This is a genomic window from Dehalococcoides mccartyi CG5, from assembly GCF_000830885.1.
Classification (GTDB): Bacteria; Chloroflexota; Dehalococcoidia; order Dehalococcoidales; family Dehalococcoidaceae; genus Dehalococcoides; species Dehalococcoides mccartyi_B.
In genome coordinates, this window is sequence record NZ_CP006951.1 from 447,363 (window position 1) to 465,017 (window position 17,655).

At 48.2% G+C, this 17,655-nt stretch carries 11 protein-coding genes; 6 read left to right on the forward strand and 5 right to left on the reverse strand.

Annotation, left to right across the window (positions count from 1 at the left end; translation table 11 throughout):
* Positions 1–124 precede the first annotated feature (124 nt).
* Positions 125–1,453: a DUF1015 domain-containing protein gene (locus X794_RS02325; protein ID WP_011309111.1), complete on the forward strand. Its 1,329-nt coding sequence runs from the start codon at positions 125–127 to the stop codon at positions 1,451–1,453.
* A gap of 70 nt (positions 1,454–1,523) precedes the next feature.
* Here the strand turns inward: X794_RS02325 and pdxT are convergent, their stop codons facing one another.
* The 5 genes from pdxT to X794_RS02350 form a co-directional block, all read right to left on the reverse strand.
* Entirely contained in the window at positions 1,524–2,111 is a 588-nt protein-coding gene (gene pdxT, locus X794_RS02330) for a pyridoxal 5'-phosphate synthase glutaminase subunit PdxT (RefSeq protein ID WP_011309112.1), read from the reverse strand.
* A gap of 74 nt (positions 2,112–2,185) precedes the next feature.
* Positions 2,186–3,766: a phosphoglycerate dehydrogenase gene (serA, locus tag X794_RS02335; RefSeq protein WP_011309113.1), complete on the reverse strand. Its 1,581-nt coding sequence runs from the start codon at positions 3,764–3,766 to the stop codon at positions 2,186–2,188.
* A gap of 1 nt (position 3,767) precedes the next feature.
* Positions 3,768–4,856 carry a pyridoxal-phosphate-dependent aminotransferase family protein gene (locus X794_RS02340; protein WP_034376643.1) on the reverse strand — a complete coding sequence of 363 codons (1,089 nt, stop codon included), beginning with the start codon at positions 4,854–4,856 and terminating at the stop codon, positions 3,768–3,770.
* A 59-nt stretch (positions 4,857–4,915) separates the two neighbouring features.
* A complete protein-coding gene (gene tyrS / locus X794_RS02345; protein ID WP_011309115.1) occupies positions 4,916–6,106 on the reverse strand; it encodes a tyrosine--tRNA ligase in 1,191 nt (396 codons plus the stop codon).
* Positions 6,107–6,112: 6 nt separating this feature from the next.
* The gene (locus X794_RS02350) at positions 6,113–7,030 is read right to left on the reverse strand and encodes a bifunctional riboflavin kinase/FAD synthetase (protein ID WP_011309116.1); all 918 of its coding nucleotides are present in this window, start codon (positions 7,028–7,030) and stop codon (positions 6,113–6,115) included.
* A 406-nt stretch (positions 7,031–7,436) separates the two neighbouring features.
* Between X794_RS02350 and X794_RS02355 the strand changes: the two genes are divergently transcribed.
* The 5 genes from X794_RS02355 (at position 7,437) to rimI (ending at position 17,644) form a co-directional block, all read left to right on the forward strand.
* Positions 7,437–11,258, forward strand: a complete 3,822-nt coding sequence (locus tag X794_RS02355) for a DNA-directed RNA polymerase subunit beta (protein ID WP_034376641.1) — start codon at positions 7,437–7,439, stop codon at positions 11,256–11,258.
* A complete protein-coding gene (gene rpoC / locus X794_RS02360; RefSeq protein WP_011309118.1) occupies positions 11,245–15,132 on the forward strand; it encodes a DNA-directed RNA polymerase subunit beta' in 3,888 nt (1,295 codons plus the stop codon). Before X794_RS02355 ends, rpoC begins: the two co-directional genes overlap by 14 nt.
* Before the next feature lie 206 nt (positions 15,133–15,338).
* Positions 15,339–16,388 (forward strand): Holliday junction branch migration DNA helicase RuvB, encoded by a 1,050-nt coding sequence (gene ruvB, locus X794_RS02365; protein WP_011309119.1) that lies wholly within the window; start codon positions 15,339–15,341, stop codon positions 16,386–16,388.
* The gene (locus tag X794_RS02370; RefSeq protein WP_011309120.1) at positions 16,378–16,926 is read left to right on the forward strand and encodes an epoxyqueuosine reductase QueH; all 549 of its coding nucleotides are present in this window, start codon (positions 16,378–16,380) and stop codon (positions 16,924–16,926) included. Before ruvB ends, X794_RS02370 begins: the two co-directional genes overlap by 11 nt.
* A 76-nt stretch (positions 16,927–17,002) precedes the next feature.
* Complete coding sequence (rimI, locus tag X794_RS02375) at positions 17,003–17,644, forward strand: ribosomal protein S18-alanine N-acetyltransferase (protein ID WP_011309121.1); 642 nt, start codon at positions 17,003–17,005, stop codon at positions 17,642–17,644.
* Positions 17,645–17,655 lie beyond the last annotated feature (11 nt).

Genomic DNA, 17,655 nt, shown 5'->3' on the forward strand with positions numbered 1-17,655 from the left:
GTATATCACAGCCTATGTTTAGAGCAAGTACAAAAGTATAGCCCCTTACGTTTAACGGGGGCTTGCGTCAGACGCCGTTCTAAGTTAAACTAAAACCAGATTTTTGTGAGAGGGAGCTAGAAGAATGGCTGAAGTTCGGGCTTTTCATGGATTACGTTATAACCCTATGTTTGTTGATGATATGGCAGATGTTATCTGTCCGCCTTATGACATTATCAGCCCTGAACAGGAAAAGGCCCTTAAAGAGCGTAGCCCCTATAACTATATACGTCTTGAATACAGCCAGCCCACCCCTCAGGATAATATTGTAGATAACCGCTATACCCGGGCAGCTGCCATACTGGAAAAATGGATTGGCGAACGGGTAATGACTGCCGAAAAAAAGGCGGCCATATATATACATGACCATTACTTCAGTGTGTTTGGCAAACAGTACAAAAGGCGGGGTATTATTGCCAGAGTGCGGCTTGAGGAATGGGACAGGATGGTTATCCGCCCCCACGAAGGCACACTCGCCGAACCCAAACGGGATAGAATTAACCTTATTTCAGCCGTCCGTGCCAATACCAGCCCGGTATACGGACTGTATCAGGATACTGAAAAAGATATAAACCGGGTACTGGAAATACAGACCGGCGGCAAACCCACCGTCAGTATGAATATTGAAGGCGAACGCCACGAACTCTGGGTAGTAACTGATGAATCAGCCATATCCAAGGTAACTGCTTTGTTTGATAAGAAACCCGTCTATATAGCAGACGGGCATCACCGCTATGAAAGTGCTCTGACCTACAGGCGTGAACGTCTGGCGGGTAACCCGCAGTTACCCTCTGATGATCCGGTTAATTTTGTAATGATGACGTTGGTAGATTTTGCCGACCCCGGTTTGGTAGTTTTGCCGGCTCATCGTCTGTTGGGCGGTATGGATGCACGTACTCTTTCAAACCTGCAGACCAAACTGGCTTCGTTCTTTGACGTAACAACTATACCTGCCAAACTGCCTGCGGCTTGGGATACTTTAGACAAAGCCTTTAAAGAAGAGGGTAAAATCCGTCTGGTCATGTATGGTTTGGGAGGCACTGAAAACTTTACCATTTTGACACTGAGGGATTTGGAGACTGCCAGCAAACTCATGCCTTACTTCCATTCGGATATTTACAAAAAACTGGACGTGAGCATACTTGACCATATTATCCTTGAGGAGCTTATGGGGTTGAAGACGGTGGAAGACCCGCGCATAGCTTTCAATTTTGACCGTAATGACGTCGTTTCGCGGATAAAGTCAGGTGAGTTCCAGTTGGCCTTTATTCTGAAGCCCATGAAGGCCGAGGTTATCAAGGCTATTTCAGATGTATCAGACCGCATGCCCCGTAAATCTACTTATTTTTTCCCGAAGTTACCCTCCGGGTTGGTAGTTTACCGTTTTGAATCAGAGGCAATTGCCAAGAAGTAAGCTATCGGGTTATTAAAACAAAGAAGGGGAGGTTAAAACCTCCCCTTTATTAATTTACATAAATATTTAATCAGGCTTTATAAGTTTTAGCCATTTGGACAAAGTACCGATGAAAGCGGTTATCCCCAGAGAGTTCGGGGTGGAACGATATAGCCAGCAGGTTATTCTCCCTTACGGCTACAATAGTGCCGTCCGGCAGTTTGGACAGTATTTCAACACCCTTGCCGGTTTTTTCTACCAGAGGGGCGCGGATAAATACCGCCGGAAAATCAGCTTCATCCAGTCCTTTTACCTTCAGCATCGCTTCAAAGCTATTTACCTGCCGCCCGAAGGCATTTCGGCGGACGGTAATATCCATGAGCCCAAGCGGTTTGACTCCGGAAATATCTCCCGGCAGTTCTTTGGCAAGGCAAATCATGCCGGCACAGGTACCCCAAATGGGCATTCCCTTTTTTGCTAAAGCTTTTATGGGCTCTGCCATGCCAAATATATCAAGGAGCTTGGTTATGGTGGTGCTTTCACCGCCGGGTATAATCAACCCCGAAAGCTCTGGCAGTCCTTCGGCCTTGCGCACTTCCACCGCTTCTGCTCCGAGCGTACCCAGCATATTTAGATGTTCACGGAATGCCCCTTGCAGGGCCAGTACCCCAATTTTCATTTTTCCCCTCAAATAAGCAAGGCTACCAGCAATTTAAGCGGTAGCCTTGCTTATGTTTCCCAAAGACTGAGAAGCTAGATTTTTACTACCTGAACCATTTGAACATCCGGCAGGGATAGCAGCTGCTGACGCTGTTTTTCCGGCAGAGGTTCGTCCAGAGCCAGTATCATAAGGGCTTGCCCGCGGGCTTTCTGGCGGCTGAGGTGCATATAGCTTATATTTATATCCGCATCACCGGTTATCTTACCGGCAGAGCCGATAAGTCCGGGGCGGTCTATATGGTCTGCAAACAGAAAGTAACCGCCGGTGGGTACAATATCTATCCAGTAATCATTCAGCTTTACAATATGAACATCACCCCGTACCAGACTGCCGGCGACAGTATTGGATTTGCCGTTGTCGGTATCTATAGTAACGGTAATCAGGCTGGAGAAATTCTGGCAGGTGGATTCTTTTTGTTCGGTTACACCCAGCCCTCGCTGGGAGGCTACGATATCAGCATTAACCACGTTCACCCGTTCTTCGCTGATATGTTCAAGTATACCGCCCAGAACCAGAGCTTTCAGGGCAGTGGTATCATAAGCGGCCAGTTCACCGCAGTACTTGATGGTAACATTCTTCATATGGCCATCAGTCAGCTGGCTTACCAGACTGCCCACTGTGCGGGCAACCGGCATGAAGGGGCCGACTACTGGCAGGCTTTCAGCCGAAATATAGGGTGCATTTACGGCATAACGGGCGGGGCGGCCTTCAAATACATCTATTACCTGTTTGACCACGTCAGAGGTGGCCAGTTCCTGAGCTTCGGCAGTGGAAGCCCCCAGATGAGGGGTAACGATAATATTATCACACTCAAAGAGGCAGCTCTCGGTGCATGGCTCTTTGGAGAATACGTCAATAGCGGCACCGCCGATGCGCTTTTCCTTAACGGCCTTGGCTAGTGCTTCTTCATCTATAATGCCGCCGCGGGAGGTATTGATAAGGCGGACGGTGGGTTTCATCATTTCCAGTTCCTTGGGTCCGATAAGGCCCTTGGTCTGACCGGTCATGGGAACATGCAGGGTGATAAAGTCAGCCCGCTTCAGCAGGTCTTCAAAAGGCAGCAGTTCCACCTGCAGTTTTTTGGCACGTTCCATAGATATAAACGGGTCATAACCTATAACCCGCATTTCAAGGGCCAGGGCGCGTTTGGCTATTTCAGAACCGATATTACCCAAGCCTACAATACCCAGAGTTTTACCCTTCAGTTCAGAGCCCACAAATTCATTGCGTTTCCACTGGCCGGATTTTAAACTGGCGTTGGCTCTGGGAATATGGCGGGCCATAGCCAGCATAAGGGCCAGTGTATGTTCGGTAGCGGAGATAGTGTTGCCGGTGGGGGCATTCACCACGATAATACCATTACCGGTGGCGGTTTTGAGGTCAATGTTATCTACGCCCACGCCGGCCCGGCCGATAACCTGAAGTTTTTTACCGGCGTTGATAATATCAGCGGTGACCTGAGTCTGGCTGCGTACCAGCAGGGCGTCATACTCACCGATAATGCTTATCAATTCTTCTGGTTTAAGGCCGGTCTTTACATCTACCTGTGCAATCTCCTTAAGAGGGGCTAACCCTGTTGCGGAGAGTGCATCGCTTACCAGTACTTTTTTCATTTTAACTCCTGAAACCTGCCTTGGGCAGGGCTAATTTAAGGTTATCCAGTGTAACTTTAATATCATTTTCAGTTACCCAGCCCAGATGGCCGATACGGAAAATCTTGCCTTCCAGAGGGCCCTGTCCGCCGGCCAGTACGGTGTTATATTCTTCCCGCATTATCTTTAAGAGCTTCTTTACATCCAGCCCCTCAGTGGCCACAATGGCGGTCACGGTGTTGGATGCGTATTTCTCTTCGGCAAGCAGGGTCAACCCCAGTTCCTTGACGCTCTTGCGGGTAAAGTCTGCAATTTTCTGGTGGCGTTTGAAGATATTCTGCATACCCTCTTTTTCCATCATAATTAGAGCTGTATGCAAAGCTACAATAACTGAAACACAAGGAGTCCAGGGTGTCTGGCCTTTTTCAATGCTGGCTTTGTGTTTGGCCAGATCCCAGTAGAAACGGGGCATCTTGGATTCGGCATTGGCCTTCCATGCTTCAGGGCTGACGGAAATAAAAGCCAAACCCGGGGGAACCATCCAGCCTTTTTGTGAGCCGGAAACAACTACGTCACAACCCCATTCATCAACCGGCAGGTTGATGGAACTGAGGCTGGAAATGGCATCTACCAGCAGCAATTTGCCGGCGCCCTTGATTACAGATGCCAGAGGCTTAAGGTCATTGGTAATACCGGTGGAGGTTTCGTTGTGGGTAACCAGCACCGCTTTTATTTCGGGGTGTTCGGTCAAGGCTTTTTTAACCAAAGCCGGGTCTGCCGCTTTGCCCTGCTCAAAATTCAGGGCAATTATTTTAGCCCCGAAAATGGAAGCAATCTTGGCAAAACGTTCGCCGAATACGCCTATGGAAACGCTAAGTACGGTATCACCGGGGGACAAAAAGTTGACAGCCGCGGCCTCAAGGCCGCCGGTACCTGAGCCAGTGAGCACCAAGACATCATTTTTAGTCTGGAAGAAATACTTCAGTTTTTCAGCTACCTCTTTCATGATAGCGGCCATTTCGGGTCCGCGATGGTTTATCATCTGTTGGCCCATGGCTTTTAAGACTTCTTCAGGACAGGGGGTAGGTCCGGGAATTCTCAGGTTTTGCATACTGGCTCCTTTTTTAATATTACCTTTAGTATATAAAAAATATTACTTTTAGCAAAATTTTAAATAGCTTTGGAGTAACGTCTCTTGCCGGCTTTTATTATGTCTCCGCATTTTACAGGAGTATTTTGGTCAGATATTTTTTCGGAATTTATTTCTACGGCACCCTGTTCAAGCAGGCGGCGGGCTTCGCTTTTACTTTTAGCCAGACCTGAAAGGATAATAAAATCTATTACACCAGTGTTTTGCCCGTTTTCCAGACGGCATTCCGGCATATCTTCCGGTATCTCGCCCCGCTGTACCACCCGGGTAAACCGGGCATCAGCCTCCTGGGCGGCAGTTGCGTTATAAAGCTGGGTTAGCAGCTCACTGGCAAGGCGTTTTTTAAGTATCATGGGGTTTACCTGCCCGTTTTCCATCTGAGCCTTGAAATCGGCTATTTCTTGGTCGGGTATATCCGTTACCAGTTCAAAATACTGGAGTATCAGTTCATCCGGAATAGACATGCACTTGCCGAATATCTCTGACGGGTCTTCGGCTACGCCTATGTAGTTACCTAGGCTTTTGCTCATTTTGTGGACGCCGTCAGTACCTACCAGTATTGGCACCATAAGTACCTGCTGAGGTTTCTGCCCCACCATTTCCTGAAGCTCTCTGCCTACCAGCAGGTTAAATTTCTGGTCTGTACCCCCGAACTCCACGTCAGACTTCACCATTACGGAGTCATAGGCCTGAAGCATGGGGTAGAGCAGTTCGGTTACGCTGATGGGTTTGCCGGCGGCATATCTCTTGGCAAAGTCATCTCTGGCCAGCATTTGGGCTACGGTGAATTTGGAAGAAAGGCGGACTACGTCTTCCAGTTTAAAATTGCCGTACCATTCGCTCTGCCAGCGGACTTCGGTTTTATCTTTATCTACAATCTTGAAAAACTGTTCCAGATAGGTTTTGGCGTTTGCCTTTACCTGTTCGGCTGAAAGCATGGGGCGGGTGACGGATGCACCCGAAGGGTCACCAATCTGGGCTGTCCAGTCTCCCACTATCAAGACTACCTGATGCCCCAAATCCTGAAGCTGGCGAAGTTTCCGCAGGGCTACCATATGCCCCAGATGAATGTCAGGTGAACTGGGGTCAAAGCCTTCTTTAAGGCGGAGTTTACGTCCCGAAAGGAGTAGTTTTTTAAAATCTTCTTCTACAATTACTTCGGCTACACCACGTTTTAAAATCTGGTCTATCTGGTTTTCAGATTGGTTCATTCGGTATTACCTCAGTATGTCTCTGGCTTTTAATATATCAACTGAAATTTGGGCTTTCAGGGCTTCGGCATTTGCAAAACAGACTTCGGAACGCAAAAACTCCACAAATTCCACTTTAAGGGTTTGTCCTTTTATGTCTCCCTTGAAATCCAGCAGGTGAACCTCAAGGCGGTGTTCCTCCTGCCCGAAGGTGGGGCATGAGCCTATATTTGCTACGGCTTTATATTCTTTTTCAGCTAGAAAGGCTTTGGCGGCGTAAACACCGTCTGCCGGCAGAGCCAGATAACCGGGCAGGGTAAGATTGGCGGTAGGAAATCCCAACTTTGTACCCCGGTTGGCGCCGCTTTGGACAGTCCCGCGCAGGTGGTAGTTCCTCCCCAGCATCAGCCGGGCTTTGGTAACATTGCCTGTCCTTAGCGCTTGGCGTATAGCAGTAGAGCTGACTATCTGGTTTTCTATGACCACCGGGGATACCACTGAAACGCTGAAATCCATAATATGGCTCAGCCGCCGCAGGGCGGTAGCATCTCCGGCTCGGTTTCTGCCCAAGGCAAAGTCTGAACCCACTACAATACCCTGCATGCGCAGATGGTCCAGCAGGTATCCCACAAAATCAGTGGCGCATATCTCGGCAATCTCAGGGGTGAAAGAAAGCATTATTATACGGTCAAGCCCCATCTGCTCTAGTGCCAGATTACGTTCTTCTAAACTTAATATTAGTTTTATATCGTCCTGGCCGAGTACTTTGCTGGGGTGATCCTTGAAGGTGATAAGGCAGCTTTGTAAATTGCGTTCTTTAGCCTGTTTTTTAAGCTCATTTATAAGGTGCTGATGACCCAGATGGACACCATCAAAAACGCCTATGGTAATAAGGGTATCCTGGTCTGAGGCGTGGAGGATAAGTTCTTCTTCCAGGAGTGTCATAAAAGTTTCCAACCTCTTGCTAAATATTTCGTTTTAATATCTGATAAAGAAAAAGGGGCTTTCCGCAATATGAAACCCCTGCCAAAAAATAACTTTTAAACCTGATTTATACTAACACAAGGCTATATATACGTCAATTTTGTTATATATATAAGGAATATAAGGGTGCAAATAAAATATTTTTGGGCGGGGGACTTTATTCTGGCAAACCGGGCTATTTATGTTACATAAAAAATGGTATAATACTTGACAAACTGTGTTTACAGGAGTACCATTATTATTTGCAAATTATGCCTCCAAAAAAAATGTCAAACCAAAAACAACAAGTTTTTCTTCTAGCCGCATTATTGTGCGCTTTCGTTTTTTAGCGCAACGACGTCCCTTGAGATTATAATAAGGAGCAAACATGGTATCTATGTTACCGAAGGCCGACGCCGCCACTGGTGTAATCCGCAAATCTTATGCCCAACTACCCGAGGTTGTCAATGTACCTAACCTGATAGAGATGCAGTTGCAGTCTTTTGTCTGGTTTCAAGAGGAGGGTCTCCGTGAGCTGATTGAGGAGATTTCTCCCATCAAAGACTTCGTGGGTAACAGGCTGGAGCTGGAATTCATAGGCTACGAATTCAGAGAGCCCCGTTTATCCGAATACGAATGCACCCAGCGTGACCAGACCTACTCTGTACCCCTGTACGTAAAGGCCAGGTTGATTGTAAAAACTACCGGTGAAATCAAAGAACCCTTTGATTTGTTCTTTGGGGATATTCCCCTTATGACCGCCTTGGGTACATTTATCACCAGCGGTACCGAACGGGTAGTGGTCAGCCAGCTGCTGCGTTCACCGGGTGTCTACTTTACCATTTCAGATGACCCGGCAACCGGCCGTCCCCTCTGCCATACCAACCTTATTCCCAGCAGGGGTGCTTGGCTTGAATTTGAAACTTCCAACCGTGATGTTATTTCAGTAAAGATTGACGGACGCCGCAAGATTCCCGTCAGCACCCTGTTGCGTGCCATAGGTTATTCCGATGATCTGGATATTTTAAACCTGTTTGAGGTTATTGATAATGACCCCGAACGCCACTATATCCAGTCCAGTATTGACCGTGATCCCCTGGTAAAAGATGAGATTAGTGCCCTTATCGATATTTACAGCCGCTTGCGTCCAGGTGATCCGCCAAACGCGGATAACGCCCGCAAACTTATTAATGAAATGTTCTTTGACCCCCAGCACTATGATCTGGGCAAGGTAGGCCGTTACAAGGTTAACCGCCGTCTGGAATTGCCTTCCCGTGAGGTAGGTGAAAACCGTGCCCTTACCCGTGAAGACATAGTAGCCATTATCCAGCGGATTATCATGGTCAATAACGGCCAGGATACTCCGGATGATATTGACCATTTGGGCAACCGAAGAATCCGCACTGTAGGTGAACTTGTTCAAAACCAGTTCCGCATAGGGCTGGTGCGTTTGGAAAGAGTTGCCCGTGAACGGATGAGCATTGTTAATCTGGAAATGGTTACACCCAGTGCTCTGGTTAATATCCGCCCTGTGGTTTCAGCCGTTAAGGAGTTCTTTGGCGGTTCACAGCTTTCCCAGTTTATGGATCAGACTAACCCTCTGGCTGAAATAACCAATAAACGCCGTCTGTCTGCCATGGGCCCCGGCGGTCTTTCCCGCGAGAGGGCCGGCTTTGATGTTCGTGATGTTCACTACTCTCATTACGGGCGTATCTGTCCCATTGAGACACCTGAAGGCCCGAACATTGGTCTTATCGGTTCTCTGGCTACCTATAGCCGGATTAACCGCTACGGCTTTGTGGAGACCCCTTACCGCAAGGTTTATTCAAAACTGAAAAATAATGATAAAAAACTGGTTGGTCTTAAACTGAAGATTGAAATCAGTGAAAAAGGCAAAGTACTGGCGGCTGCCGGCAGTACAATCAGCGAAGACAGTTTCAAGCTTATTTCAAAGCTGCCTGAGTGTGATATTTCGGTTATGCCTTTTGTGTCTGCCGAAGTCAAATATATGCCTGCAGACGAAGAAGATCGCTATATAATTGCTCAGGCTAATACCCGTTTGGACGAGAAGGGCTATTTCCTTGATGACAGGATTGAAGCCCGTTCGGCTGAAAGATATGTGGTAGAGCCCCCAGATAAGATTGATTATATGGATGTTTCGCCCAAGCAGATCTTCAGTGTAGCGGCTTCGCTCATTCCCTTCCTTGAGCATGATGATGCTAACCGTGCCCTTATGGGTGCGAATATGCAACGCCAGGCTGTGCCTTTGCTTCGGGCTGAGGCACCTATGGTGGCTACAGGTATGGAACGTGAAGCGGCCAGATACTCCGGTCAGGTCATCTTTGCCAAACATGCCGGTGTAGCCAGTTCGGTTACCAGTGAAAAAATAATAATCCGTACCGCCGAAGGCGGACACGATGAATACCTGCTGAAGAAATTTGTTCGTACCAATCAGGGTACCTGCATAAATCAGCATGCCATTATAAACAAGGGGCAGAAGATAGCAGCCGGGCAGGTACTGGCTGACAGCTCTGCCACTGAAAACGGCGAACTGGCTTTGGGGCAAAACTGTGTGGTGGCCTTTATGAGCTGGCAGGGTTTCAACTATGAAGATGCCATTATCCTTAGTGAACGGCTGGTACGTGAAGATGCCTTTACCTCCATTCACATTACCAAGCACGAACTTGAAGCTCGTGATACCAAACTGGGTGTTGAAGAAATAACCCGTGATATTCCTAACGTAGGTGAAGAAAGCCTGCGCGAATTGGATGAAGACGGTATTATCCGCATAGGGGCTGAAGTTGGCCCTGACGATATTCTGGTTGGTAAGATCACCCCCAAGGGTGAAACCGAACTTTCAGCTGAAGAAAAATTGCTTAGGGCTATCTTCGGCGAAAAAGCCCGCGAAGTTAAAGACACTTCACTCCGTATGCCTCATGGTGAATGGGGCAAGGTTATAAATGTAAGGATTTTCTCCCGTGACAGCGGTGATGACCTGCCTGCCAGAGTTAATAAATGGGTACAGGTCTGGGTTGCCCAGAAACGCAAGGTTTCAGTGGGTGACAAACTGGCCGGCCGCCATGGCAACAAGGGTGTTATATCCATAATTGCCCCGGTAGAAGATATGCCTTACCTGCCTGACGGCACTCCGGTGGACGTGGTTTTGAACCCCATCGGCGTACCTTCACGCATGAACCTGGGGCAGATTCTAGAAACTCATCTGGGCTGGGCAGGGCATCTGCTGGGCTTTAGGGTGGCCACCCCCGTATTTGACGGTGCCGATGATACTGTAATTGAAGACGCTTTGGCCCGTTCTTGGCTCTCTGCCAAGGCCGGTGCAATAGATATGAGCCCTGAAAACAAACGTCCCAGTGCAGACGCTCACAAGGCTATAGAGTGGATAAAACAGCAGGGCTTTGACGGCAAGAAAATATTTGATGAAAAGCACCCCGGTCTGGCCAAGGAAGTCAGCCTTAAGCTTTGGCTTAAGGATATGGGTGTAGATGCCTCCGCTTTAAGCGGGGCTGAACTGGAAAAGAAAGCTTACGACGTAAGCAGCCAAAGCCGCTTGCCTTCGCCTATTGTGGGTAAATCAGTGTTGCGTGACGGTCGTACCGGCGAAACTTTTGACCAGCCGGTAACCGTAGGCAATATGTATATCCTTAAACTTATCCATCTGGTGGAAGACAAGGTACATGCCCGTGCTACCGGTCCTTACTCACTCATCAGCCAGCAGCCTCTGGGCGGCAAAGCCCAGTTCGGCGGCCAGCGCTTCGGTGAAATGGAAGTTTGGGCTATGTACGCTTACGGTACGGCTCATAACCTTCAGGAAATGCTGACTATCAAGTCAGACGATATTGCCGGACGTGCCAAGGCTTATGAATCCATAGTAAAGGGTGAGGATGTGCTCCAGCCCGGTGTACCCGAATCCTTCAAGGTATTGGTAAAAGAACTGCAGAGCCTGGGGCTGGCAGTTGAAGTAATAAATGAAGAAGTCAAAATTGCTCCATCTGAAAAGGTGTCCTCTTTAAATGAGGGAAACTTGCCGGCGAGTGATGAGATTTCTGCCGAAATACTTCCTGAAACTTTGTATGCCAATACAGAGGATATCAGTGAAGATTCCATGATGTCGGTAATAGATGCCGATGACCAAGATTTGGTAGTGTCATCAAATGATGAAGAGGTATCCGAAAACGATGAACGAAGTTAACGATTTTGATGCTATACGGATTTCACTGGCTTCCCCTGACCAGATAAGAAGCTGGTCTTATGGTGAGGTTACCAAACCTGAAACCATAAACTACCGTACTTTGAAACCGGAGCGGGATGGTTTATTCTGTGAGCGCATTTTTGGCCCGATCAAGGACTTTGAGTGTGCCTGCGGCAAGTACAAACGTATCCGCTACAAGGGTATTATCTGTGACAAGTGCGGCGTGGAGATTGCCCGTGCCAAGGTACGGCGTGAACGGATGGGGCATATTGAATTGGCTTGTCCGGTAGGCCATATCTGGTTTACCCGCGGCATTCCCAGCCGGGTTGGCTTGCTGCTTAACCTTTCTACCCGCAGTCTTGAAAGGATAATTTATTATTCGCATTTCATTATCACTGCGGTAAATGATGATGCCCGTGAAAAGGCTATCAAAGACCTTGAGGTTATCTCATCCCAGAGGGTAGCAGACAAGGGCAGTGAAGTAGATACTCGGGTAGCCCAAATGGAAGCTGAAGATGCTACTGTTGAAGCTATAAACCAGATTCGCCGTGACTTCTCAACCGAACGAGAGCAAATGGAAGAAGATATCCAGTTGCTTATAGACCAGCTGAAAGACCTGCAAAAGGGCAATCTGCTGACCGAAAACCAGTATTACGAACTGAAACAACGTTTCAGCAATGTTTTTGAGGCATCTATGGGTGCTGAAGCCCTGCTGAAACTACTTTCATATATTGATATGGACAAGGAACGGAGCAAACTTATTCAGGAAACCCGCTCCACTTCCGGCCAGCGCCGCAAAAAGGCCGGCAAACAACTCCAGCTGGTAGAAGCCTTCCGCCGCTCCAGCAACAAACCTGAATGGATGATAATGACTGTTCTGCCGGTACTGCCGCCAGACCTTCGTCCCATGGTTCAGCTTGATGGCGGCCGTTTTGCCACCAGTGACCTGAATGACCTTTACAGAAGGGTTATTAACCGTAACAACCGTCTCCAGCACCTGATGGAAATCGGGGCACCGGAGATTATTATCCGCAACGAAAAGCGCATGCTTCAGGAAGCGGTAGATTCGCTTATTGATAACGGACGCCGAGGCAAGAGTGTAGCTGTAAATGGTGACCACAAGGCCAAATCCCTTTCCGACCTGCTTCGCGGCAAACAGGGACGCTTCCGCCAGAACCTGCTAGGTAAACGGGTTGATTACTCTGGTCGTTCTGTTATCGTGGTAGGGCCTTCACTCAAGCTTTCACAGTGCGGTTTGCCCCGCCGTATGGCGCTGGAGCTGTTTAAGCCCTTTGTCATGCACCGTCTGGTACGGGATGGGTTAGCCCCCAATATCAAGAGTGCCCGCCGTTTGGTAGAGCGCGCCCGCCCGGAGGTTTATGATATTTTGGAAGAGGTAGTCAAGGACAGGCCGGTTCTGTTGAACCGTGCTCCTACTTTGCATCGCCTTAGTATCCAGGCCTTTGAACCGGTACTTATAGACGGCAGCGCCCTCAGGCTTCACCCGCTGGTCTGTTCAGCCTTTAATGCTGACTTTGACGGTGACCAGATGGCTGTCCACGTGCCTCTTTCCAAAGCGGCCGTGAAGGAAGCCCGGGAAACCATGCTTTCTATTCATAATATGATGCTTCCCTCCAGTGGTGAACCGGTAGTATCTCCCAGCCTTGACATGGTCTTTGGCTGTTACTACCTGACCACCACTCGTCCGGGTGCCAAGGGTGAGGGTAAAATATTCGGTGACTTTGAAGAAGCCAAACGTTATTATGAAATGGGCATCATTGACCTGCGGGCTATTATCAAAGTCCGGGACGGCAAGGGTAATATGCTGGAAACCACTACTGGGCGGATTATCTTTAATGATGTCTTGCCCAAGGCTGTAGAGTTCCAGAATATGGATATACCCAAATCCGCCATTAAAAAGATTATCGGACGCTGTTACAAGATACTTTCCAGCCAGGATATGGCTGTCATGCTGGACAAGATAAAAGAACTGGGTTTCAAATTTGCTACCAGTTCCGGTATTTCCATCGCCATGAGTGATATTTCAGTACCGCGTGAAAAAACCAAGCTGGTAGCCGCCGCTGATGAGCGGACTGCCATTGCCGAAGGTCAGTTTGCCCGCGGCCTTATCACCGAGGACGAACGCTACAACAGTATTATTGAAACATGGATGGAAACTACTGACCGCATTACTGATGCTATTCAGGCGGGCTTTGACAAACAGGGTTCTGTTTACATGATGGCTAACTCTGGTGCCAAGGGTAATATTTCCCAGATACGCCAGATGGCTGGTCTGCGCGGTCTTATGACTAACCCTTCCGGCCGTATCATTGACTTCCCCATCAAGTCTTCCCTGCGTGAAGGTTTGACAGCCCTGGAGTACTTCATATCCACCCATGGTGCCCGTAAGGGTTTGGCGGATACCGCTTTGCGTACTTCTGGTTCAGGTTACCTGACTCGCCGCCTTATAGACGTAACTCAGGATGTTATTATTCTTCAGGAAGACTGCGGTACTGCAAACGGCACCTGGATTATAGAACCCAAAGAAAAGGGTATGTTGCCGCCGCTGGTTGACCGCATACTTGGCCGCTGGACGGCTCATAATGTGGTTCACCCCCAGACTGGCGAAATTATCGTGGATAACAATGAAGAGATTGATGAAATCAAGGCTAAGGCTATCGGCGAAGCCGGTATTACCGAGGTATTTGTACGCTCTCCTCTTACCTGTGAGTCCACTCATGGCATGTGCCGCCGCTGCTACGGGCGTGATCTTGGTCGTGTTCGTCTGGTAGATATGAATACCGCAGTCGGTATTATTGCCGCCCAGAGTATCGGTGAACCCGGTACCCAGCTGACACTTCGTACCTTCCACACCGGCGGTGTGGTAGGCGTAGATATCACTACCGGTCTTCCCAGAGTTGAAGAGCTCTTTGAGGCCCGTCCGCCCAAAGTTCAGTCCATTATCTCCGAGATAGACGGTGTGGTAGAGGTTATTGAAAATGAAAACGGCCGCCATATCCGCATAGCCTCAGATGAAGTCTATCAGGATGAATACGAATTGCCTTCCGGTTGGAAAACTCAGGTTCAAAGCAGACAGTGGGTAGATTCCGGTATGGTATTGGCTTCACCTGAACTGGAAGGTAAATCCAAGGCAGTTGTTCAGAGTGACCAGAATGTGGTTGCCAGAGTGGCCGGTGAAGTTACCGTAGAGGGTAATCTTATTACCATCAAGTACAGCGAAAGCGAAGAACGGGAATACACCATACCTGCCGCTATGCAGATAAAGGTTAAAACCGGGGATACCATCCGTGCCGGACAACAGCTGACTGACGGCTCAATAAACCCGCAGGATATTCTGTCCATTTTGGGCAGAGATGCCGTTCAGAAATATCTGGTTGAAGAAGTCCAGAAGGTTTACTACTCTCAGGGCGTACATATCAACGATAAGCACATAGAGGTTATTGCCCGCCAGATGCTTATCAAGGTACGTATTGATTCTTCCGGTGATACAGACCTTGTTCCGGGTGAACTGGTAGACAAGTTCCGCTACGAGGATATCAATGCCAAGGTTCTGGCCGAAGGCGGTGAACCGGCAACTGCTCACACCGTACTTATGGGCATTACCCGTGCCTCCCTTAGCACTGAAAGCTGGCTGGCTGCGGCTTCCTTCCAGGAAACCACCCGCGTGCTTACTGATGCCGCTATTTACGGCAGAGTAGACAAGCTATCCGGCCTGAAGGAAAATGTTATTATTGGTAAGCTTATCCCTGCCCAGTGCAAGTCCTGCAAAGAAGCTACTATTGAAAGGGCTGAACGGATAGCTGCGGCCGCTTCTGCACCTGCCATGAGCGGTCTGCCGGAGAATTGCCTCTAGGTTTCAGCATTTTTAAAAGACTTAAAAGAGGGGCTTTATGCCCCTCTTTTTTATTAGTTGGAAATAGTTTTCAGGGCAGAGGAGAGTTTATGGTCAAGTACCTGCTGTTACCTTTTCAAGTTTCAAGCGGCACATGGCTTACGGAATTTGTTTTTGGCGGCTGACTTTTGGGAGTGTTACGCTTTATTTGTGCTATAATACTTCAAATGTCACAGGAAAAAGAGCGCTTGATTTCCGGGAAACTGGTTACAGATGATGCCAAGCTGGATACCAGCCTTCGCCCCCGTTGTCTGCCTGATTTTATTGGTCAAAAACGCCTCAAAGATAATCTTGGGGTAGCCATACAGGCGGCTAAACAAAGGGGAGAAGCGCTGGATCATGTCTTGCTTTATGGGCCGCCGGGACTTGGTAAAACCACTCTTTCGCACATAATAGCTCTGGAAATGGGGGTTAATATCCGTATTACCTCCGGTCCGGCTATTGAAAGACAGGGTGATCTGGCGGCTATTCTTACCAATTTGAAACCCTTTGATATACTTTTTATAGATGAAATTCATCGGCTTAGCCGAAATGTGGAAGAAGTGCTCTATCCGGCTATGGAGGATTATGCACTTGACATAATGGTAGGCAAAGGGCCGGGTGCCAGAAGCCTCAGGCTTAAACTGCCTCACTTTACCCTGATAGGGGCGACCACCCGCTATGCCATGCTTTCCGCACCTCTGCGTGACCGTTTCGGTTCTATATTCCGGTTGGATTTTTATGATGAAGAAGCCATACATGATATAGTCCGCCGTTCCGCCCGCATACTGGGGGTAGAGGCAGATGAAAACGGTCTTCACCAGATAGCCTGCCGTTCCCGCGGTACTCCCAGAGTGGCTAACCGCCTGCTTCGGCGTGTAAGAGACTATGCTCAGGTAAAAGGCAATGGCTTGATTACGGCGGATATTGCGGCGGAATCCCTGGCCTGTCTGGAAGTGGACAAGCTGGGGCTGGATGAGATTGACCACAAGGTTTTGAAAACCATTATCCATAAATTCGGGGGAGGGCCGGTGGGGCTTGAGACTATTGCCGCTGCTATTTCCGAAGAAGCGGATACCATTATGGATGTTTACGAACCCTATCTGCTCCAGCTGGGATTTTTGGAAAGAACTCCCAGAGGGCGTCAGGCAACCCGTCTGGCTTACCAGCACTTAAGCATACCTTATCAGAATGACAAAAATAACCAACAGGGGCTTTGGACGGAGAATGGCAGCTAAACTGCTTCTTCATGGCTGTTGTGCACATTGTACCGCTTACTCTTTCAAATACTGGCAGGAGCAGGGTTTTGAGGTAAGTGTTTACTGGTATAACCCCAATATCCACCCCTTTACAGAACACCAAAACAGGCTTGAAGCTATGGTAAAATTGTCCCAAGAACTTAGTTTTGAGCTTGTCACAGAGCCTCTTTATCAGATGGCTGAATATTTCAAAAAAGTAGCCGAAAAACCGGATGAACGCTGCCGTACCTGCTTTGATATGCGGCTGGGGCAAACTGCCGTTTATGCCGCAAGGTATGGGTATGAATATTTCTCTTCCAGCCTTTTTATCAGCCCCCATCAGAAGCATCAGGAAGCAGTTTTTTCGGCTGAAGCTTTTGCCAAAGAAACAGGGGTCAAATTTGCTTATGCAGACCTCAGGAAACGTTATTCGGACAGCCGGCATATTACCAAGCCGTTGGACCTTTATCGCCAGCAGTACTGCGGGTGTATATACAGCGAGTATGAACGGTTCGGTAAAACAGACCCGCCTGCCTGAAGATACAATATTTATCCTTTTTGCCAAGGCGTATATGCTAAAATATATTTGCACTATTTGCCAGAGGTTTTTATAAATGGTCTATTTCATCCGCCCTATAAAAGACGAAGATATACCTGAACTCAATCAGATTGATAGGGAAGCCTTTCCTACCATGTGGCCAGCCACCAATTTTAAGCGTGAAATGGAAAACATCATGGCTCATTACATGGTGCTGGTTGATGGAGATTCCTCTAACCAAGCTGGGCCTAAAACCAATATAAATATTTGGAAGTGGCTTTGGAATTGCATATACCATGACAGCACTATTCTTCAGCCGGTTGCAGACCACCCGAAGGTAATCGGTTACGGTGCTATATGGGTCATGGCCGGTTCTGCCCATTTGGTCAGTGTGGCAGTACGGGAGGCATATCGCCGTAAAGGATTTGGAGAATTGCTTTTGATAAGCTCTCTGAAAGAAGCTATTAAACACAAATGCTTTGAAATGACACTGGAGGTCAGGGTTTCAAATATTGTAGCTCAAAATCTGTATTTGAAATATGGGTTTGCCATAAAGGGTATACGGAAAAAATACTATCTGGATAACCACGAAGATGCTCTTATCATGACTTTAGATAGCATTGACAGCCCTGATTTTCCGGCCAAATTGAAAGGATACAAAAACAGCCACACCCGGAAATGGAAAACCACACCGGGAATGGCCGAACTGGCTTCATAAATTTATTAAGG